This window comes from Paenibacillus sp. BK720 (assembly GCF_011761545.1).
Lineage (GTDB): Bacteria > Bacillota > Bacilli > Paenibacillales > Paenibacillaceae > Pristimantibacillus.
In genome coordinates this window covers 290138-311650 of record NZ_JAASRQ010000004.1, presented here as the reverse complement: position 1 = coordinate 311650, position 21513 = coordinate 290138, and the positions used below count along the sequence as shown (strand labels likewise).

Below are 21513 nucleotides of genomic sequence, written 5' to 3'. Positions count from 1 at the left end.
AATTCATATAACAAATCTAATTCCATTTTTCCCTCAGGCAACAGCGGCCGGAAGAGGATACCCTTTTCCCCTAGTGCTCATAGCCAGTTAATCCAATCCTTCCGGCCACAGGACTGTTAATCAGTCCTCTTTTTTTCACAGGAGTGACTTTATGCCATACGAAACGAAACGAATCAAGCTGCAGAAAGCGAAGGAGCTCCTTCCTCGCATACGCGAAGCCATCTACCAACCTGTCTCCGCGCTGAAAGTAACAGCCTGGGTAACGAAGGAGCCGGTGTCTTACGCGGAGCGGACCTCCGGAGAGCTTGTCGAGCTTACGCCCGGCGCGAAATGGGGCAACCTGTGGGATTGCGCCTGGTTCCGGTTTGAAGGAGTTGTGCCTGAGTCTCTTAGCGGGAAAAAGGCCGTAATGTTAATCGACGTCAACGGTGAGTTGTGCCTTGTCGATAAGGAAGGCTCGCCGATGCAAGGGCTGACTAACATCAACTCCGAATTCGATTTCAGCCTTGGACTGCCGGGCAAACGCGTCGTTGATCTCGGGTACGAAGCCGCGGGCGAGCGGATTGATCTGTGGGCGGATGCCGGCTGCAATGACTTGTTTGGCAAATACCGAAGCGGCACCTTGAAGGAAGCCGATATCGCGATCTGTCACGAGGAAATCCGGCAGCTGTATTTCGATTACGAAGTGCTTCTCGAGCTCGCCGAGCATACGCCGGAGAACGGTGCCAGAAGAGAACGCTTGATTCAAAGCCTCTATGACGCGGCGCATAAGCTGCAAGTGATTAATGAAGAGACGGCTCAGGAGGCGAGAGAAATTCTGGCCAAGGAGCTAGCCAAAAAAGGCGGCGATCCCGTTGTGACGGTCAGTGCGATTGGGCATGCGCATATCGACCTTGCGTGGCTGTGGCCAATCCGCGAAACGATCCGCAAAGGCGCACGGACTTTCTCTACCGTTCTTACGAATATGGAGAAATACCCGGATTACGTATTTGGCGCAAGCCAGCCCCAGCTCTATCAATGGATGAAAGAGTATTATCCGAAGCTCTACGACCGGATCAAGCAGCGTATTGAGGAAGGACGCTGGGAAGTGCAGGGAGCGATGTGGGTTGAGCCGGATACGAATATTTCCGGCGGCGAGGCATTGGTTCGTCAGATCCTGTACGGCAAACGGTTCTTCCAGCAGGAATTCGGCCAGGAGATGAAGGTGCTGTGGCTGCCGGACGTATTTGGCTATGCAGCCAGCTTGCCTCAGCTGCTAAGAAAGTCGGGCGTCGATTATATGATGACCCAGAAATTGTCTTGGAACGTGTACAACACGCATCCGCATCATAGCTTTGAATGGGAGGGTATTGACGGAAGCAAGGTGCTGGCGCATCTTCCGCCGGAGGATACGTACAACAGCCCGGGCGCGCCAAGATCGCTCGCCAAGATCGAGAACAGCTATCTCGACCGCAACGTATCCGAGCATGCCTTGATGCTGTTCGGGATCGGCGACGGCGGCGGGGGACCGGGCGAGGAGCATCTGGAACGGTTATCGCGCGAACATAATCTGCTTGGACTGCCGCCGGTTGTTCAAGAGTCTTCCTTGTCTTTCTTCCGTAAGCTTGAGGAGGAGAGATCACGCTTCCAGACGTACCGCGGAGAGCTGTACCTGGAGAAGCACCAGGGGACGCTGACCTCTCAGGCCCGTAACAAATGGTATAACCGCAAGATGGAGAAATCGCTCCGCGAGCTTGAATTTGCGGCCTCCCTATTGCTCGCAATGGGAGAGAATGCTTACCCGTCCGAGGAGCTTGAAGCCATTTGGAAGGAAACGCTGCTCTACCAGTTCCATGATATTTTGCCGGGCTCTTCGATTACTCGCGTCTTTGAAGAATCGCTGGAGCGTTATGCCGCGATGCACGGCCGCACGCTGGAGCTCATTGCGCAAACCTATGCCAGAGTGGCGGAGCTCGCGGGAGCCCGTGATAGTCAGGCCGTTGTCTTTAACTCTTTGCCGTGGGAACGCGAGGAGGTTGTCGAGCATAAGGGCAGCCGTTATGCCGTTAAAGTGCCGGCAATGGGCTTTGCGTCTCTTGCAGAGGCGGAGCTTCGTCAGGAGCAGACGGAACAATCCGGGCTGAGCGCAGGCGAGCAGCTTCTTGAGAACAAGAATCTGCGCATTCGCTTTGGACAGGACGGAAGTATCGAGTCCATTTACGATAAATCTGCAGGCAGAGAAGCGATTATGCCTGGCCAGAAGGCCAACGTGCTGACCGTGTATCACGACAGAGGCGATGCCTGGGATTTCCCTCGGGATTACCGGGAGACGGTGGCCGGCTTCATGAGGCTTGAAGAAAGCTCCTTCTCGGTTGAGAAGGGCCAGGCGGTGCTGGAGCAGCATTACGGCTTTGGCGAATCCACGCTGGTACAGCGGATTGTGCTGGATGAAGAAGCAACGACCGTAAGGTTCGAATCGAAGGCGGATTGGAAGGAATCGGAGAAGATGCTTCGCGTCTCCTTCCCGGTTCGGGTCATGTCCGACCATGTGAACTGCGAGATTCAATTTGGCTATCTGAAGCGTCCGACAACAAGAAACACGATGATCGAATTCGTCCGCGACGAAATATGCGCGCATCAATATATCGACCTGTCGCAGCCGGACTATGGCGTAGCCCTTCTCAGCGACAGCAAATACGGCTACAGCGCGGAACGGAACGTGCTGGACATCAATCTGCTTCGCAGCCCAAGCTATCCGGATCCGATGGCCGACCGCGCGGAACATCAATTCGTTTATGCGGTTTATCCGCACCGCGGTGATTTTATCCAGGCGGAGGTATACCGCAAAGGGTATGAGCTGAATACGCCGCTGACGGTGGCCGAGCCTTCCGGGGCGCCTTCGGCCGCAGGACGTACGGCTCCGTTTGCCTCTCTGGTTCAGTTGAATCATCCGCATGTCATGATCGAAGCGGTGAAGAAAGCCGAGGACTCGGACGATCTGATCATCCGTCTGTACGAAACGTCCGGTACTTTTGCGGAAGCAGCGGTTGGTTTCGGGATTCCGGTCTCGCTCGTCGAGGAAGTGGATCTGATGGAAAACACGATAGGAGAGGCTGGAGCGAAGCTGACGTTCCAACCGTTCGAGATCAAGACGCTTCGCGTGAAGCTTTAATAGGAATAGGTGATCAGGGGGGAAGGCGTAAAGGCCCCCTCCTGTTTTATTTTATGCCATTAGCTGATGGATAGAGGAGGATGTTGCAGTCATGATCAGAAAGAATCGGCAGGAAGAGTTAACGGGCTTTCAGGAGGGTGGACCCTATCATCCGTCCTATGATTTGCAGACAGACTTTGTAATGGTCTATGGCATTCACGGGGATTTTCAGGAACGGATCCGGACATGGAAGGAAAAAGGCTATGTGGTTCATCTCATGACGGGCGTATCCTGGGGCGGTTATCAGGACTATCTGAACGGCAAGGTCGACGGCCGGCCGCATTGGGACGAAGCGCAGAAAAACCGAAAATACGAAAATATCATTCACGGCACCTCCGTGGATATCCCTTATATGGTTCCTACGATCGCTTACGCCGATTTTCTGACCGAACGGATCCGGATCGCCGTAGACGCCGGTGTAGAGGCGATTCACCTGGAGGAGCCGGAGTTCTGGGTGGAGGGCGGTTATTCCGATGCGTTCAAGCGCGAATGGGAGATCTATTACCGAGAGCCCTGGCAGGCTCCGCATGCTTCGGTAGACGCGCAGTATCGCGCTTCGAAGCTGAAGGCTTATCTGTATACCCGCACGCTTGACCGGATTTGCAGCACCCTCAAGGAATATGCGATGCAGAAGTACGGCCGCCGGATTCGCTTTTACGTGCCGACGCATAGCCTTATCAACTATACGCAATGGCGGATCGTCAGCCCGGAATCCAAGCTGCTTGAGCTGCCGGGAGTGGACGGCTATATCGCGCAGGTATGGACGGGAACGGCGCAAACGCCAAACGTCTACAACGGTGTCCGCAAGGAGCGTACGTTTGAGACGGCCTACCTGGAATACGGCATTATGCAGGAGCTTGTCCGCGGCACCGACCGCAGAATGTGGTTCCTGCATGACCCGATTGCCGACGATCCGAAGCATACGTGGAAGGACTACCGCAGCAATTATATCCGCACGCTGGTCGCATCCCTGCTGCATCCGCATGTAAGCCGATACGAGGTATGCCCTTGGCCGAGAAGGATCTATCTGGGGCAATACCCAAGAGAAGGCGGGAACGGCAAGGAGAGAATTCCGGCCGCTTACGCAACGGAGCTGCAAACGGTGTTAAACGTGCTTGGCACCATGGATGGGCTGGATGCGGAATGGCTGACGGACAGCCTGCAGGTAGGTCTGCTGCTCGCCGATTCGGCGATGTATCAGCGTAATCACCCGGATTGGAGCGAGGAAGCTACTTCCTTCAAATACGATGGCACGGAGGTTGCGTCGGCGCTTGGCAGCGCGTTTATGGAGCTGCTGGACTGGTCGCCGTTTTACGGCCTTGCGCTACCGCTCCTCAAGCATGGCGCAGCCGTCCGGCCGGTTCAGCTCGACAATGCCGGAAGATTCCCGGGCTACCTGGACGATTACCGCGTCCTGGTGCTCAGCTATGAATATATGAAGCCGGAATCGTCCGGTCTGCACAATGCGCTGGCGGAATGGGTGAAGGAAGGCGGCACGTTGATCTATGTCGGCGACGGCAGCGACGACTTCCACGCCGTCCGCGAATGGTGGAATCAGGGCAGCAAGAAATTCGCTAATCCGATGGAGCATCTATTTGCAAGCCTTGGCCTTGCGACCTCTCTGGCGCCGGGAGAATATGCGGTGGGCAAAGGCTGCCTGGCTTACTTGGCTCTTCATCCGTCGCAATGCGCGACCCTTCCGGAAGCGGGCGAGCAGCTGAGACAGACAGTGGCCTCCGCGATTACAAAAGCTGAGGACTCTATCCGCTGGGAGAAAAAGAACGGCATGGCGCTGCGCAGAGGCCCTTACCTTATTGCGGCCGTGCTGGATGAGTCCGTGAGCGACGAGCCTTACCGAATCAACGGCAAGCTGGTCGATCTGCTGGATGCTAATCTTCCCGTAGTCGATGAGGTCACGGTTAAGGCAGGCGAGCAAGCGCTGCTCTATGACATAAGCAAAGCGGGGGACGGCGTACAGCTGATCGCGGCCGCTTCCCGTATCGACCGTGTGGAAGAAAACGATGACGGCTTTGGCTTTACGGCTTACGGTCCTGAAGGCATTCAAGCGTCCGCCAGATTTCAATGCCCGCGCAAGCCGAAGACCGTAGCGTTCAGCGCGGCAGGTACATCAATCCGGATGCCGCTGGAGTTCAAGTGGGATGAAGGCAGCTCGACGGTGCTTTTCCGTTACGAGAATGACCCGGCCGGCGTGTCGGTGAAGGTGATTTGGTAACGGGCTATTTATAAGAGGGAGGAAGATCGAGTGAAGGGCAAAGGTAAAATCATTAGCATTTCCCTGGCCGTTATCCTCGTCGCTGCCGTAGCCTCGTATCTGGCATGGCCGGAGAAGAAGGAAGGGGTCAGTTGGCCAAGCAAGCAGGCTTTGCCGACGTTCCAGACCCCGGCCAAAACACTGGATCTCATTTATACGACGGACAGCTATTACTATCAGGCGGAGAACGAAGCGTTTGGGCATGAGACCGGCAAAGCGGATGGAGACGGCTGGGTGGCGGAAGCGGGAAGTGACGCTGCGGACAAGGCGATGTTGGACGTGACGGGACGCAAGGAAATACCGGCGGGAGAAATAAAAGCTGCGTTTAATATGCAGGTCGACAATTTTGCCGATGAGGACGGCGTTGTCGCTACGCTTGAGGTTCGGGACCAGACGGCGGATGCCGTTCTCACTTCGATGGAAGTCCGCAACTGGGATTTCCGGCTGCCGAACGCGTCGCAAAGCTTTGAGCTTTCTTTTAACGCGCCGGGAGAAGGGCATGAGCTGGAATTCAAGGTGTTATGGACCGGCAAATCCACGCTGAAGCTGTTTGATGTTGGCGTATTCTGGCCTCTCCGCAAAGACGAGAATTTATTGTTCACCTCTTTGAAAGGCATCGTGAATCAGACGAAGCCTCGCATCTATTCGTATACGGACAATGTCCGGGGCTCTACCGGTACCGCCCTGCTGGATGACTTGGGGCTGAAATATGCCGAGGTGAAGGATAACTGGGAGCTGCTGAACAAATACCGGTCCGAACTGAAGGGGCTCGTCGTCTACGATGACCAGCAGCCGGATACGATCAATCTGGCAACCACGATTGCAGGGTTAAAAAACGCCATTGTTGCTCCGCCATCCCTCGTGGATAAGCTGACAAGCGAACCGTATAATCTGCCGATCCTAGAGGACCTGCGCGGCAAATTCGGCTCCAAGCTGGAGGTCTACGGTTATTTGTACGACCGCTATTGGGAGCAGACCACGCATAAAGCGATTGTGGGTCTGGATCCAGGGATCCAATCCTATCTTCGCGATTATGCAATGGGAATGGATGCCGCGGTGGTGTGGCTGAACCCGGCGGATGAGGGCGAGTCATCGCTGCTGGATAAGTTTCTGCAGGATATGCCTTACGGGACGGGGCTCTATCTCGGCTGGTGGCCGGATGAAGGGATGGGCGTCAAGAAGACGTCGGATTACGGACTTGCGACGGTGGCCAGTGACTTCTCCTCGAACCTTAGCGTGCTTAGCGGTACCTCGCGGAAGATTGCGATGCCGAAGGCGCCGGAGAAGCCGAAGCTCGAGAACAAAGTGTATGTCTCGTTTATTTTGAGTGACGGGGACAACCTGCAGTACATGGAGCATGCCTTCTGGAACGTGTGGAATACGCCAAACCGCGGGGAAGTGCCGCTAGGATGGACGATCTCGCCGCTGATGGTCGATACGATGCCGGGCCTGCTCGATTATTTGTACAAAAACGCTACGCCTAACGATGCTTTTGTTTCCGGCCCGTCCGGCGTGGGTTACACGTACCCGAACTTCTGGGAGAAGGAAGACGGACTCGACCGCTTTATCGAACGTACGAACGATTACATGAAGCAGGCGGGACTAAACGTTCTGACGGTGTGGAACTACGTAAAGGGCGAGATTAAGCCGGAGGTTGGGGAAAAACTCGCCAAGCATGCCCCGTCGCTGCTCGGTTTCACTTCGCAATTCGGCACTGGTATCATCGGAGTCTACGGTAACTCGCTGCCGGGGCAGGAGTTAAACGTCGCCTACGGCAGCGCCGAGAGCGACTTAACTAACGGCATTGCCGACGGTCTCAAGAAATGGGACGGCAAGTCGCCTTCTTTTGTCTCCATTCAGGCCAATCCTTGGCAGGTGAGCTATCAGAACTTCGTGAATGCAATGAATCTATACAAGGATAACCCTGACGTTGTATTCGTCCGCCCGGATGTGTACTTCGAGCTGATGAGGGAGAGCAAGGGTCTTCCGGTGACGCCTTGAAAAAATCCATAGAGACAGCCATGCACCTTTGGGGTGCTTGGCTGTCTTTTTTATAAGGATGTTAAGGAGGGTCTAAGGGCGAGTAGGTACAGGCCTAATGCCACCTTGCTGAAAACGCTTTCGCTTGATAGACTGAACATATCTTTCCGGGCAGGAGGAGAGGCTTACTGAAGCTATCGATTAAGACCCAGCTGATCATCAGCTTTTTCGTCGTTATGATCCCCGGTGTGCTGTTCTTCGTCGGCAATAATCTATACGCGAAAAACGTCGTCCGCGACAAGGTTACCGAGACCTACCGGAACACGCTGGACATCTTCGCCGACCATACGGACCGGACGCTGAACGACATTACGAACTATTTAAACAAGCTTGGCGTCTACGATACCGACGTAGGCGTGCTCAATTCCTTCCCTCCGGGCAGCGACAACTACGTTCTGACCAAGGTTCGCATCCAGCTTAAAATCAACCGCGACATCGGCTTATACAATGTGATTGACACCATTTTTCTCTTTAACTCCAACGAACTCATCCTGAGCACCAGCTCCCAGAACCAGTACGGCATCCTCCAGAACGTCTTAAATGATAACGTCCGGCGTATCGTGGACGAGAGTACGCCGGGCCGCTGGCTGCTGTGGTACGACCCGAGAATCGAGGGCGGCAATTTTCTCGTGCAGGTAAGCGAGGTCCCTGATACCGGACTGTACGTCGGCGCGATTATCCGCATGTCGGAGATCGCCAACCAGCTGTCGATCCAATGGTCGCACGGCGATATCGGAGAAGCCGCCATCTACCGCTCGGACGGCACCCGTCTGGGTGGGCAGGGAGCGGACAGCCATGTGCAATTGAATCGGACAGACCTGATTCGCGAGAACGCGCCGTACCGGTTCGTGAAGGACCAGGAGACCGGCAAGCGGTACCTGATGATGAACCGGCCCAGCGAGGTGGCCGACATGACGACCAGCATCCTTATTCCCGAGAGTTATATTTTGCAAGGTCTTCCCTATTTCCAATTGTTGACGTATGCGATGGCGGTTGGCGTCATCTTCATCTTCTCTCTCTACCTCTTCTTCATCCGGCGCACGCTGTTCAAACCCCTGCAGCAGCTGATCGGCGGCATGAAGAAAATTTCGCTCGGCATGCTCGACGTTCGGCTTCGGACAAACAACACGCTGGAGTTCGTCTTTCTCGCGAACACCTTCAATAATATGGCGGAGCAGATCAAGAGCCTGCGAATCGGGATGTACGAGGAGCAGCTAAGGGCTCAGAAGATCGAGCTGAAGCAGCTGCAGGCGCAGATCAACCCGCATTTTTATATGAACAGCCTGAACATCATTTATAATTTCGCGGCACTCAAGGATACCGATTCGGTGAAAAAGATGGCGCTCCATCTAGGCGATTATTTCCGCTTCATCATGCGGACCAACCGGGAGCTGATTACTCTTGAGGAGGAGCTGAAGCATATCGCGAACTATCTTGAGATTCAGAAGTTCCGTTTCCCGCACAAGCTTGGCTGCGTCTATGAAATTCCTGACAACATGAAGGGCAGTCCGATGCCTGCCCTGTCGATCCAGCCGTTCGTGGAAAATGCGATCATCCACGGCTTCGCCAATCACCGCAAGCCTTTTGAGATCAGGGTCCGCGGCGAGCTGCTCGAGAAGGAGGACGGGCCTTTTATGCAGATTACCGTGGAGGACAACGGCGGCGGTTTTCCCGAGGAGGTGCTGCAGCGGCTGAACGAGGGACAAGGACTCCCTTCCGCGGATTCGAGTCGGCTCGGCATTGCCAACGTCATCCAACGGCTCAAGCTGCGGTACGACGGTGCCGCGCGTATCGATTTCCGAAATACAGACGAAGGCGGAGCGGCCGTCACGATCAGACTGCCGGTTTCGACAGAGCCGCCCGAGCTTCCGGAACCGAAAGGAGAATGACGATGTACAATCTGCTTGTAGTGGACGACGAGGATATAGCCATCCGAGGTATTGTCGAGGGGATCGACTGGTCGTCCCTCCCCTTGGCGAATATTTTTACCGCTTACGATGCCGAGGAGGCGCGGCAGGTGTTCAGGGGGTACCCCATTCACGTCCTGATCTCCGACATCGACATCCCGCAGGAGAATGGCATCCATCTGCTCACCTGGGTTAACGAGACTTCGCCTCAAACAGAGACTATTTTCCTTACCGGCCACGCCAACTTCAATTTCGCCCAGCAGGCCGTCCAGCTCGGCAGCTTCGATTATCTGCTCAAGCCGGTTGATCATGACGTGCTGAAGAGCTGCGTGGAGAAAGCCATCGAAGCGGTCCGCCGGCGCGAGCAGGAAGAGGCGTATCTCAAGACGTACGCCTACTATTTCGACCAGTGGAACCGCCAGCTTCCGCTGCTCGTCGAGCGCCTGTGGCAAGACGTGCTGGGACTGCGCATCCCGGCCGCCGCGGACAAGCTCGAGCCGCTGTTCGAGCTGTATGGCATTCCGCTTGATATCGGCAAGCGCGTACAGCCGCTACTGATCAGCGTGGAGCAGTGGACGCAGGAATGGAACGCGCGCGACGAAGAGATTATGACCTACGCGCTGAAGAACGCCGCGGCGGACATCTTGCTGAGAGACCGCTCCGGCCATGTAATTCAAGACGCAGGCGGCATACTCTTCGCCCTCCTCTACGAGCCTTCGGAGGAAGACGAGAGTACCCTTGAGGAGCGGTGCACGGAATATATCCGCAAATGCTCGGAATACCTGTACGCCGTCGTCTCCTGCTACATTGGCGAGGCAGCTCCCGTCGCTTCGCTGCGCCTCGGGGCTCAAAGCCTCGGAGAGCTGGAGCGCTCCAACGTCTGCCAGACCGGCCGGGTATTCCGTCTATCAGACTTTAAGCGGGAGAAGAAATCAATTACCGCCCAGCCTAATTTGCAGGAATGGTCGGCCCTCATCGAGCAGGGCAAGACGGGCGAGCTGAAGCGCCACATCGAGGATCTGTTCGACCGTCTCCAGCTCGACCAGGTCGGCCATGCCTATATGGTCAGCTACTATTTCGGGCTTGTCCACACGGTCTTTCAGGTGCTGCAGCGGCGCTCCGTACCCGTGGAAACGGTGTATGCGGAAGAGGAATGGCACAGCGGCGAGAACGCGATGAAGTCGCTCGGCGCCATGAAGGCATGGACGATCCAGTTTGCCGCCAAAGCATCGGACTGCCTGGTTCAACTGGGAAAGGATGTGTCGAATACGATCGCCAAGGTGCAGACGTACATCGAAGAGAATCTGCAGCACGACCTGAACCGGGAGGAGATCGCGAGGCATGTCTATTTGAACCCCGCCTATCTGTCACGGCTGTTCCGCAAAGAGACGGGAAAGTCGCTCACCGACTACATGGTTGATCGGCGCATGCTAAGATCCATATCCGAGCTCAAGCTGACGAACCATAAAATCAGCGATATCGCGATATCCGTCGGATATGCGAGCTTCTCCCACTTCTCCAAGCAGTTCAAGCGAACGACAGGAATGACGCCGCAAGATTACCGCAAGAAATACCAGAATATTCGGTAAAAATGTCACCGGAGCAACAAGGTGGTAACGACGCCGCTAGAGTGCGGCGTCTTTTTTTGTGTACGATTATAGCCATAGACGATAGACAAGGAGGACCTAACATGGCCAATGCGGAAGCGGCCCCGCTGCAAGCGAAGGGAGCCAAGACGCGGAAAGGGACGCGGAAAAGGACGCTCACCTACCTGATCCGAAACTATTGGATGTTCTATTTGATGCTGCTTCCCGGGGTGCTGCTGCTCATTTTCAACAATTACATCCCTATGCTGGGTATTGTAATCGCATTCAAGTCGGTCCGGTTCGATATCGGTATTCTGAACAGCCCCTGGGCGGGCCTTACCAACTTCAAATTTCTGTTTCAATCCAGCGACTCGTACATCATCATCCGCAACACGCTGCTGTACAATTCAGCGTTCATCGTGCTTAATCTGATTTTCCCGCTGGCTTTCGCCCTTATGTTGAACGAGATGAAGAACCGTTTTCTGTCCAAGCTGCATCAGACGATCATGTTCCTGCCGTACTTCCTCTCGATGACGGTCATCGCTTACCTGGTATACGGCTTCATGAGCGATGAGCACGGCTATCTGAACGGCACGCTTCTGCCCGCCCTCGGTCTCGACTCGGTCCGCTGGTACTTCACGAAAGAGGTATGGCCTTTCGTCCTGCCGCTCATCAATACATGGAAGAGCATGGGCTACTATACGGTCGTTTACATGGCGGCGATTATCGGCATCGACGACGAATATTACGAGGCGGCGACGATCGACGGAGCCGGCAAATGGCAGCAGATGACGAGTATCACGATCCCTCTCATTATGCCGGTTATCACCATCATGACCCTGCTGCAAATCGGCCGGATATTCAACGCCGACTTCGGACTGTTCTTCCAGGTTCCGCGGGAATCCGGCACTTTGTTCCCCGTGACTAACGTCATCGACACCTACGTCTACCGTACGTTTCTCACCGTCGGCGACATCGGCCTCTCGTCTGCCGCCGGGCTGTTCCAATCCGTTGTAGGCTTCACGCTCGTCTTTCTATCCAACTGGGTCGTTCGCCGCATCAACAGCGACAACGCCCTATTCTAGGAGGGAACCGGATGGCTGCCATCTCCGACAAAAACACTGCGGGCTCAAATCCGAAAAACCGGTTGTCCGCCGCAGCTTCAAGCGGCATCAATATCTTCTTCATCCTCTATTCCGCCCTATGCGTCATCCCGCTGCTGCTGCTGCTTTCGGTATCGTTTTCCGACGAGAGGTCCGTCCTGACGCACGGCTACCGGTTCATCCCGGAGAAGTTCAATCTGGCCGCCTATGCCTTCCTGTACAAGGACATAGGACAGATCGCGTATTCCTACGGAATCTCGATTACGGTTACGATCGTCGGCACGGTGCTCAGCATGCTGATCATCGCGCTTTACGCTTACCCGATATCGCGCAGCCAATTTCCCCATGCCCGATTTTTCACCTTCTTCGTCTTCTTTACGATGCTCTTCTCCGGGGGGCTTGTTCCCTGGTATCTCGTCTACGTGCAGATGCTGAACCTGAAGGATACGCTCTGGGCGCTTATTATGCCGCTTCTGGTGTCCTCCTTCTGGGTTCTGATCGTAAGGACATTTTTCAAGGAGACCATTCCCGCGGCGGTACTGGAGTCGGCGAAGATCGATGGAGCCGGCGAGCTGCGGATCTTCATCCGCATCGTCCTTCCGCTCTCCATGCCGGTGCTTGCGACGGTGGCGCTCTTCCAGACGCTGACGTATTGGAACGACTGGTTTCTAAGCCTCGTCTTCATCACCAACGACCACAACATCTCGGTTCAATATCTGCTCTATAAAATGCTTGCGAATATTCAGTACCTCTCCAGCAATCCGACGGCTGCGGCCGAGATTGCCAGGGCGGGCGGCATGTTCAACTTTCCCAGCGAAACCGTGCGGATGGCCCTCGTCGTGGTTGGTATCGGCCCGATCGTGTTCGCTTACCCGTTCTTTCAGAAATATTTCGTCCGCGGCCTGACGGTCGGTGCGGTGAAGGGCTGATCCATTCACCGCACCGACCGGAACATCTGCCTTGCATTAGGCTGTAACCGGCAATCCGGTTAAGCATACAATCGACTATTGGGAGGTCCATCTGTTTATGAAGCAGACGAAAAAAACAATTTCGCTGGTAGTCCTGCTCCTGCTCGTTATCACCCTCTTCATGTCCGCCTGCAGCAAAAACCAGCCATCCGCTTCCGGCGGCAATGAAGCGTCTGCCAGCAACGCCGGAGCCAGCGCGGCGGCGAATGACGGCGCGGACGCGCCGGCCGATCTAAAGCCCTACAAGCTGAAGCTCGTGTACGAAGGGCCGCCGCAGGCGGACGAGGCGATGGTGGAGGATGCTCTGAACAAAATTTTGACGGAGAAAATCAACGCCACCATCGACATCGCTCCGATCGACTGGGGGGCATGGGACGACAAGGTGAACCTGATGATTGCCTCCCGCGAGCCGGTAGACATTCTATTCACGGCGCAGTGGAACGGCTATTCGAAGAATGTCGCCAAGGGCGCCTATAAGGAGCTCGGCGATCTGCTGAGCAAATACGGCCAAGGGATTGTCAGCTCGCTTGATCCATCGTTCCTCGAGGGCTCCAAAATCAACGGTAAAAACTACGGCATACCGACGAACAAGGAGCTCGCGTTCGCAGGCGGAGTCGTCTACCGCAAGGATATTGCCGATGAGCTTGGCCTTGACCTGAGCACGGTGAAGACGGCAGAGGATCTGGACGCCATCTACAAGGTGGTGAAGGAAAAGAAGCCGGATATGACTCCTCTCTATATGCAAGGCGGTTCGTTCGGGCAGCTGACCGAATTCGACTCCTTAGGCGACGGCACGATTCCCGGCGTCATCTCTAAGGAAGACAGCGACACGACGGTCAAGATGATGGAGGACTTCGATATTTACAAGCGTTATCTGAAGCTCGCCCGCGACTTCTTCCAGAAAGGTTATATCAACAAGGACGCCGCGACCACGCAGCTCTCGAGCGGCGACGCCTATAAGGGCGGCAACGTCTTCTCGACGATCGAGCCGCTCAAGCCCGGCAAAGCGGCGGAAATCGCCAATGCAGCCGGTATCGGAGGGAAGCTGGACCAAATCTATTTGACCGGTAAAACGGTCTCTACCTCCGAGACGGCGGGTGCCATGCTGGCGATCTCGACGACGTCCAAGAACCCTGAACGGGCCATGATGTTCATTAATCTGCTTCACACCGACAAGGATATCGTTAACCTGCTGAACTTCGGCATCGAAGGCGTTCACTATACGCTCAGCGGCGACGTCATGACGCCTACCGATAAATCCGGCCAATACGCCCCAGGCGTCGCTTGGGAACTCGGCAACCAGTTCCTCAACCATGTGTGGAACACCGAAGCACCCGACAAGTGGGAGCAGTTCAAGGCGTTCAACGAGGGAGCCAAACCTTCGCCTGGTCTCGGTTTTGTCTTCAACAGCGATTCCGTAAAGGCGGAGGTCGGCGCGCTCGCGAACGTCATCAAGCAGTACCAGAAAGCGCTGGAGACCGGCTCGGTAGACACCGACAAGGTCTTGCCCGAATATATCGCGGCGCTGAAATCCGCCGGCGTCGAGAAGGTCATCGCCGAGAAGCAGAAGCAGTTCGACGCCTTTCTGGCTGCGAAGGGCAAATAAGAACGCAAATCACCCCGGGCAGCGGACGCGCAGCCCAGTCCGCCGAAGCTTATCCGGTGTGTACGCATTGCAAGCACAAAAAAACCGTTGCCCTTGCTGCCTCGAGCGGTAGGAGCAACGGCTTTTTTTGCGGCGATCGCCGGACCTAATGTTGACATCTCTTTCCAAAGAGATTATTCTTATCACAATTGTTAGTGAGTACTAACATACAGTCGGGTAAGGGTGATTGGTTTGGACAATAAGGTAAAACTCATGCAGGCCGCAATTGATTTGATGGCGGAGAAAGGGTATAAAGGCGTATCCACCAAGGAAATTGCGGCGGCGGCGGGCGTTAGCGAGATGACGTTGTTCCGGAACTTCGCCAATAAGCTGAATCTGCTCGAAAAGGCTGTTGAGCATTTTCATTATTCGATGGAAATGACCCGTATTTTTCAAGAAGAAGTGGTATGGGATATGCGGGCAGACCTGCTGCTTATAAGCGAAATGTATCATAAGGTGATGGAACGCAACCGCAAGCTGTTTCTTATTGTTCTGGCGGACAATGATTTGGCTGGCATCAGGCAGGAAGCGCAGAAGCATCCCCGGATTTTGCTCGAGCTTCTGACGGATTATTTCAAGGAAATGCAAAGACAACACAAAATGATCGACACGGATGCGGAAACGCAAGCCATCATGTTTATGTGGATGCATTATGGGGCTTTTATCTCAAGCTTATATACAGCCGAGGCTGTTACTAAAGTTACGAGAGAGCAATTCGCGGAATCCAGCGTTGATCTGTTCGTACGCGCTTTAAGCCGATAAATTCGAGGAGGATGAGGAATGGGACATTCCGAAAAAATCGTTGGCCGGACGGCTTCGGCCGGTTTTCAGATCGGGGTTCGTAGGACGCTGCCTATCTCTCTTGAGCGAGCCTGGTCCTTTCTTGCTTCGGCCGAAGGCTTGAGGCTGTGGATCGGCAGCGTTGACAATTTAACGATTGCGGCAGGCGAGACGTTTCATAGCGCCGAAGGGATCCGGGGAGAGTTTAGAGTTGTGAAGCCTCGGCAGCAGCTGCGCCTGAAGTGGGCAAAGCCAGGCTGGGAGAAGCCTTCGACCTTGCAAATCCGGCTCATCTCCAGCCATCCGGAGAAAACGACGGTCAGCTTCCATCAGGAAAACCTGGACCATGCGGCTACGCGGGAGCAAATGAAGCTGCATTGGGAAGAAGTGCTGAGCGAGATGCTGAAGCAAACGAGAGCACACTAAATACTATTATCCCCAAAAATAACAGGGTCATGACGATCGATCGTCATGGCCCTGTTATTGCTGAAGCACGTTGCTCTTGTATATCAAGCATCGGCGGCCGCCCATACATCCGGGCGTATTCGCGGCTGAATTGGGATGGGCTTTCGTAGCCTACGCGGAAGGCGGCTTCGGAAGCATGCACCGTTTCCGTCAGCATTAAGCGTCTCGCTTCCTGCAGGCGCAGCGTTTTCTGGTATTGCAGCGGGCTCATCGACGTTACGCGCTTGAAATGCTTATGAAAAGCCGAAGTGCTAAGGCTTGCTTCCCTAGCCAGCTGATCGATGACAAGCGGCTCCGCGTATTGCCGGTTAATCATCCGAATCGCTTGCGCAATGTTATGCGAATGGCTGCCAGCCATGGCAAAGGAGCGGATCAGCGAGCCATGCTCGCTTTGGAGCACGCGGTACAGGATCTCGCGTACGATAAGCGGAGCGAGAACCGGAATGTCCTCCGGCGCATCCAGCAGCTGAACAAGCCTGACGGCCGCTTCGAGCAAGCCCGGCGACGTGCGGTTCATCGTTATGCCGGGTGAGGCTTCCGCGGGGGCGTCGGAGACGCGGCTGCTTTCTTTTACGATATCGAGAATGACGTCGGGGTCGAAGCTTAGCTTCAGGCTTAAATACGGAACCCCGGGCGAAGCTTCCACGATTTTGCTTATAATCGGCAGTTCCGCGGCAATAACGACAAAAGTCATCGGGTCGTACCGGTAAGTCTCGTCTCCCAAAGTGGCCGTCTTCGCGCCTTGCGCCACAAGACAGAGGGAGGGCTTATATACGGATTCCAAAGGCTCCGACAAATGCGCGGCATTCATCAATGACAGGTTGGGGACGGGTGTAGAAAACGTACCGCTTGACGGAGCATGGCGCAGGATCAAATCCGCTAGCTGCCGCAAAGCGTGCTCCATTCGCAAGGTTTCGTCCATGGCTTATGCATTCCTTTCCGAGATAGTGGTTATGTTTATTTTAAAATATAATTGCGCGAGTTTCACTATACTAAGCTTATCTTTCAACCGCGAAGAGAAATAGGCAAGGAACGAACGGTTCTGTTCTAACGGTTTTCCCCTTGTATTCCCTATAATCAATGTTGTAGCCACACCATTAAATATCCAAAACATAAAGGAGCGAATGAATGATGAGTCTTCAAGGAAAAGTCGCTATTGTCACCGGTTCTTCAAGAGGAATAGGACGTCAAATCGCCATTCAGCTCGGCGAAGCCGGCGCGAAGGTTGTTGTCAATTACTCCTCTAACCAAGAGAAAGCAATGGAGGTTGTTCAATTAATCGAGCAAGCGGGCGGTGAAGCTGCTGCCATCCGCGGAGATATCGGTAAGGTCAGCGATGTGGAGGGATTGTTCTCGGAGACGCTTGAACGGTTCGGACGCGTGGATATTCTCGTGAATAACGGAGGGATTATGGACCTCGCGCCGATTGCGAGCGTAACGGAGGAAATGTTCGACCGGCAATTCATGATTAATGTGAAAGGGACGTACTTCGCCTGTCAGCAAGCGATGAAGCATATGGCAGGCGGCGGGACGATTATTAATTTCTCAACCTCCGTATCCGGCGCGATGCTTCCGACTTACAGCGTCTACGCCGCTACCAAAGGGGCTGTCGAGCAGTTAACCCGTCAACTGGCGAAGGAATTCGGGCCAAAAGATATTATTATTAACTGCATCGCACCCGGTCAGGTATCGACGGAGCTGTTCCTGAACGGTAAATCCGAGGAGCTAGTGGATTCGTTCCGCCGCATGAACGCGTTCGGGCGTCTTGGAGAGCCTAACGATATCGCCAATGCCGTTGAACTCCTCGTCAGCGACAAAGCCCGCTGGATTACCGGGCAAACGCTTCGCGTGAACGGCGGCTTCAACTAGTAGCAAAATCGCCAGCGCCTGCTTGGATCAGGCTGCTGGCGATTTTTTAATTTTCCAACCGGACCCCCGCCGCGCGGAATGCGGCAGCCGTATCTTCAGGGAGGCCTTTATCGGTTAGGAGAGCCGTCAGCTCGGATAACCTCGCAAACGTGCGGAGCGCGCTGTGGCCGAATTTATGATGGTCGGCGACCCCGTAGCATTCGCGGGCGGTCGACATTAGCGCCTGCTTGAAGTCAATCAAGTCGCCGGTATATACGGACAATCCATGCTCGAGATGTACGCCGGTGGCGGAAATAAACGCTTTATTAATGTTAAGGCTGCGGACGTAAGCGACCGCCTCCGGACCTGCAAGAACGTTGCGGACCCGGTACCCGCCGGGGACGACGAGTCGGACGTTTTCTTTTCCCGCCAGCTCGCTGATGATATACACATCGTTGGTAATGACGGTTACCGGAAAATCGCTCAGCCGCTTCGCGATTTCAAGGGTTGTGCTGCCGCCGTCCAGCGCAATGATGTCATTGCCCGAGATGAACCTCATCGCCGTATCCGCGATGTCGGTTTTCTCGTCGGCATGCTTCGCAATCGGCTCCTTTACGGGCAGAATGCCGAATTGATCGCAGTTTGCCAGCACGGCGCCGCCGTGAACCCGTTTGACCAGCCCCTGCTCCTCCAGCTTCGTCAGATCCTCCCGGATCGTCTTGCCTGTTACGCTCAGCCGCTCGCTGAGCTCCGCAACCGTTACTTCCCTCTGCGTCAGCAGAACCTCCATAATACTCTCGTATCGGCGTAAATGGTTCATTTTCTGTTCATCCGTTCTTATTGGTATTGTCATTATTTTAAACGTAGCCTGTCTTCCCGTCCATAGCGGCGCAATGTTTAAATAGGTTCATATACAATTTTATTAATGATTATTTCTAATAAATGAACTAAAATAAACATAAATGAACTTTGCAGGCAGATGGGAGGAGTAAAACAATGAACGGACAACAGCAGCGCCAAAAAGAGATAATTCGGGCCGTAGCCTTAACTGCGCAGAGCTTGCCTATGCTTGCCGGAGGATTATGGTTCCATCACGATATTCGGGATAATTTCTATTATGCCTCCTACTTATTTGCGGCAGCGTTGGACGAAGAGATTCAGCCCTTATTGGACAATTCGTCCGATGCGAAAAAGAAAGCGGAAGGCGTGCTCGCCCGGGTGCTTCAGCTTCAGCAGCAGGACCCGGCAGCGCCGCTCTATGGCCATTTTCCGCTGAATTTGAACCCTTCGCCGGAGGAGGCGAAAGCCCACGAGCTCCCGGTTGAGCTGATGGGCAGCTTGATGGTTTATTTCTATACCCGATACGGACAACATATGGGTGCGGAATTAAGCGATGGCTTCGAGCGTGCGCTCCGTCATATTTATGAAGGAGGCTTCTATAGAAAGCCCCTGCAGCTGTTTAATCACCATGAGGCAAAATATACGGCGGCTAAGTTGATTTTTGGACAATGGTATGAGGATCAAGAGCTGCTGGAAGACGGTATCGCTTCCCTGAAGCGTACCATCGAGCGGGTAACAACCCAAGGGATGCCCGAATATGGGGCTTTGCCATGGTTCTGGCATTGGGTTCAGGCGTTTACCTGCGCGTGGGAGCTGACGGCGGAGCCGGCGTTAAAGCAGCAGCTTGCCGAGCTTCTTGATTACCTATGGCGGGAGAGAGCGTTATTTTACCTGAAGGGTGCCTGGGTTGGCGCCCATTCCCGGGGATGGCCGCACGATGCGCCCGCTGACCGCAACGTCTTGCATGATTATGTGCAATTTGGAGATTTTCCGCGCGGGGATCGTATGCCTCGTACAGAGTATGCAGGCTTTCTCTGTTATCCGGCTCCGGAGGATGCTTTGCGGAGAGCGCTGGAGCGCAGCCAGCCCGAGGTGGTCGCAAAACAAATGATCAAGATGGATACGGGGGAAGAAATTCCGCTTCATTCCTATGCGTATGTGACGAAGGACTATGCGGCCGGCGGCATGTGGGAGCGGGTAAAAGAGTTTGATAACGAGCAGATCCGTTGGATGGTCTCGTTCCCGGTTACGGGTGAGGCTAGCGTAAACCAGCTTTACTTCTTCCATCCGGGAGATGGCTGGAGAGAGGGCGATCCCCGGCACCAGAGCGAATACGCGGAGGTATTGTATGACAAGAACCGGATTCTGACGTTATTCCCTATCCCGGAGCAGGCCGAACAGCAGGAGATCATCGGCGTTCTTCCGAAAGGTGCTTGGATAACGAAGGAAACCGGCTTGTTCGGCCAGGTGCAAAACGGCTTTGTTTCCATTTTGCTGCATGGGCGTTATACCTTCGAGGAGCTTGAGGAATACAATGTGGTTCGTTTGCAAGGAGAGCCCGCTGCGGTAGCGGTAGAAATATTGGGGCGGCAAGAAGCGGAAAAGCTCGCAATCGACAGCCTGCCCGCTTTCGCGGAACGGATGGGCGGGGTAGACTTTACTTTGCGGCAAGCCTCCCGGCTTGGCGGCAAGCTTACGTACACCGGTATCAGCCAGCAGGATCTGCTTGAGCTGATAGTCGCTGGCCCGGGTCAATCGGTCGCGAGACTAAACCGGGAAGAGATGAATGATTTCCGCTAATAAATATTTAGAGGCGAGTGGACTCCTCACGGAGCTTCACTCGCCTCTTTTCTGGATCAGCTGGCTTACCCAGCGGTAGCACTCCTTGAGCTGCTCGTCGGATGCATGCTCCGAGCGATGCTCGAACATGATTTTGAAATCCGGATTCTTGCCGGAAATAATCCGTAAATACCGTTCAATAGGTGCCCAGCCTTCGCTTGGCCGCTGACTTGGATGAACCGGAATACGGCTCTGGATTATTCGCCCTCCGACGATCTGTACGTTGGACAAATGAACGGTTGCGGCATATCCGGCATATCGGCGAAGGACGGTCTCGGAATTGAAACGCGGATCGACCCGATCCTGGATGTACAGCCTTGCCGTATCGAGACAAAGCTTGATGCCGCGATACTCCTCCAGCTTGCGCTGCAAATAGTCGTCCTCATAGACGTAACGGTTCAGGGCATCAAGCTCTAAGACAGGCGTAAAACCGTACTTGGCGCGCATTAGGGACAACCATTCAAACAAAGCATCGCTATATGTTCGAAATTCGTCAAAGGCATAAGCGCTTTCGAATTCGTATTCCGTCCGGTTGTCGAATCGCCAGCTCGTCCAATCCGTTCGATCATCAAGAATAACGGGCTTTGGGTAATGAAAGAGAACATAGTCCGGCTGCATTCGCGAATGGATATAAGCAAGCTCTTGCTCGGCTATGGAGTAAGCATCCGATCTTGCGTTATTCTCCTTCGCGATAAACAGCGCATCCCTGAGAGGGGATATCCCCGCACGAAGCGGAAAATGAATCCCAATCCTGAAGCCTGTTGCATGAGATTCCCGGATCAGATTCTCAATATCTTGCTCGCTCCGGAACAGGCAAGCTTCAATGCCGTAAAAATCGTCCCGAAAATCCCGGTTATATTTGTTGTAGTCGAATTGCCCATACTGTCCGATAAGGAAACGAGGATTCATAAGCGTATTGCCCTTTATCTGCCGAAACCGAGTATGAGAAGGAGGAGCGACAAAAGCATCTCCAGAAACGAAGGTTTATATGACATTTCGGGACATCCTTTCTTTTTGTTTCTGGAATTAT

At 54.4% G+C, this 21513-nt stretch carries 15 protein-coding genes; 12 read left to right on the top strand and 3 right to left on the bottom strand.

Going from position 1 to position 21513, the window contains the following annotated elements; genetic code table 11:
- Positions 1–151 precede the first annotated feature (151 nt).
- From FHT67_RS17035 to FHT67_RS16990, 10 genes are all read left to right on the top strand, one after another.
- The gene (locus tag FHT67_RS17035; protein ID WP_167200098.1) at positions 152–3151 is read left to right on the top strand and encodes an alpha-mannosidase; all 3000 of its coding nucleotides are present in this window, start codon (positions 152–154) and stop codon (positions 3149–3151) included.
- 91 nt (positions 3152–3242) lie between these two features.
- On the top strand, positions 3243–5423 hold the full coding sequence (locus FHT67_RS17030) for a DUF4350 domain-containing protein (RefSeq protein ID WP_207918145.1): 2181 nt from the start codon (positions 3243–3245) through the stop codon (positions 5421–5423).
- 30 nt (positions 5424–5453) lie between these two features.
- Positions 5454–7463, top strand: a complete 2010-nt coding sequence (locus tag FHT67_RS17025; RefSeq protein WP_167200095.1) for a GxGYxYP domain-containing protein — start codon at positions 5454–5456, stop codon at positions 7461–7463.
- A gap of 215 nt (positions 7464–7678) precedes the next feature.
- On the top strand, positions 7679–9391 hold the full coding sequence (locus tag FHT67_RS17020) for a sensor histidine kinase (protein ID WP_167200092.1): 1713 nt from the start codon (positions 7679–7681) through the stop codon (positions 9389–9391).
- Between the two features lie 2 nt (positions 9392–9393).
- Positions 9394–10998 carry a response regulator transcription factor gene (locus tag FHT67_RS17015; protein ID WP_167200089.1) on the top strand — a complete coding sequence of 535 codons (1605 nt, stop codon included), beginning with the start codon at positions 9394–9396 and terminating at the stop codon, positions 10996–10998.
- Between the two features lie 101 nt (positions 10999–11099).
- On the top strand, positions 11100–12080 hold the full coding sequence (locus FHT67_RS17010) for an ABC transporter permease (RefSeq protein WP_167200086.1): 981 nt from the start codon (positions 11100–11102) through the stop codon (positions 12078–12080).
- 11 nt (positions 12081–12091) lie between these two features.
- Complete coding sequence (locus FHT67_RS17005) at positions 12092–13027, top strand: carbohydrate ABC transporter permease (protein ID WP_132307607.1); 936 nt, start codon at positions 12092–12094, stop codon at positions 13025–13027.
- Positions 13028–13124: 97 nt separating this feature from the next.
- A complete protein-coding gene (locus FHT67_RS17000; protein ID WP_167200084.1) occupies positions 13125–14672 on the top strand; it encodes an ABC transporter substrate-binding protein in 1548 nt (515 codons plus the stop codon).
- 222 nt (positions 14673–14894) lie between these two features.
- Positions 14895–15473, top strand: coding sequence for a TetR/AcrR family transcriptional regulator (locus FHT67_RS16995; protein ID WP_347880101.1), 579 nt, complete (start codon positions 14895–14897; stop codon positions 15471–15473).
- A gap of 18 nt (positions 15474–15491) precedes the next feature.
- Positions 15492–15917 (top strand): SRPBCC family protein, encoded by a 426-nt coding sequence (locus FHT67_RS16990; RefSeq protein WP_167200081.1) that lies wholly within the window; start codon positions 15492–15494, stop codon positions 15915–15917.
- A gap of 43 nt (positions 15918–15960) precedes the next feature.
- On the opposite strand, the gene FHT67_RS16985 is transcribed toward FHT67_RS16990, so the two are convergent.
- Complete coding sequence (locus FHT67_RS16985; protein ID WP_167200078.1) at positions 15961–16878, bottom strand: AraC family transcriptional regulator; 918 nt, start codon at positions 16876–16878, stop codon at positions 15961–15963.
- Positions 16879–17084: 206 nt separating this feature from the next.
- Here FHT67_RS16985 and FHT67_RS16980 point away from each other — a divergent pair, with 206 nt between their 5' ends.
- Positions 17085–17825: an SDR family oxidoreductase gene (locus tag FHT67_RS16980; protein WP_207918144.1), complete on the top strand. Its 741-nt coding sequence runs from the start codon at positions 17085–17087 to the stop codon at positions 17823–17825.
- Positions 17826–17871: 46 nt separating this feature from the next.
- Here the strand turns inward: FHT67_RS16980 and FHT67_RS16975 are convergent, their stop codons facing one another.
- A complete protein-coding gene (locus FHT67_RS16975; protein ID WP_167200075.1) occupies positions 17872–18624 on the bottom strand; it encodes a DeoR/GlpR family DNA-binding transcription regulator in 753 nt (250 codons plus the stop codon).
- A gap of 176 nt (positions 18625–18800) precedes the next feature.
- Between FHT67_RS16975 and FHT67_RS16970 the strand changes: the two genes are divergently transcribed.
- A complete protein-coding gene (locus FHT67_RS16970; protein ID WP_167200072.1) occupies positions 18801–20444 on the top strand; it encodes a hypothetical protein in 1644 nt (547 codons plus the stop codon).
- A gap of 36 nt (positions 20445–20480) precedes the next feature.
- Here FHT67_RS16970 and FHT67_RS16965 read toward each other — a convergent pair whose 3' ends face one another.
- Positions 20481–21392, bottom strand: coding sequence for a sugar phosphate isomerase/epimerase (locus FHT67_RS16965; protein ID WP_167200070.1), 912 nt, complete (start codon positions 21390–21392; stop codon positions 20481–20483).
- Positions 21393–21513: the final 121 nt, after the last annotated feature.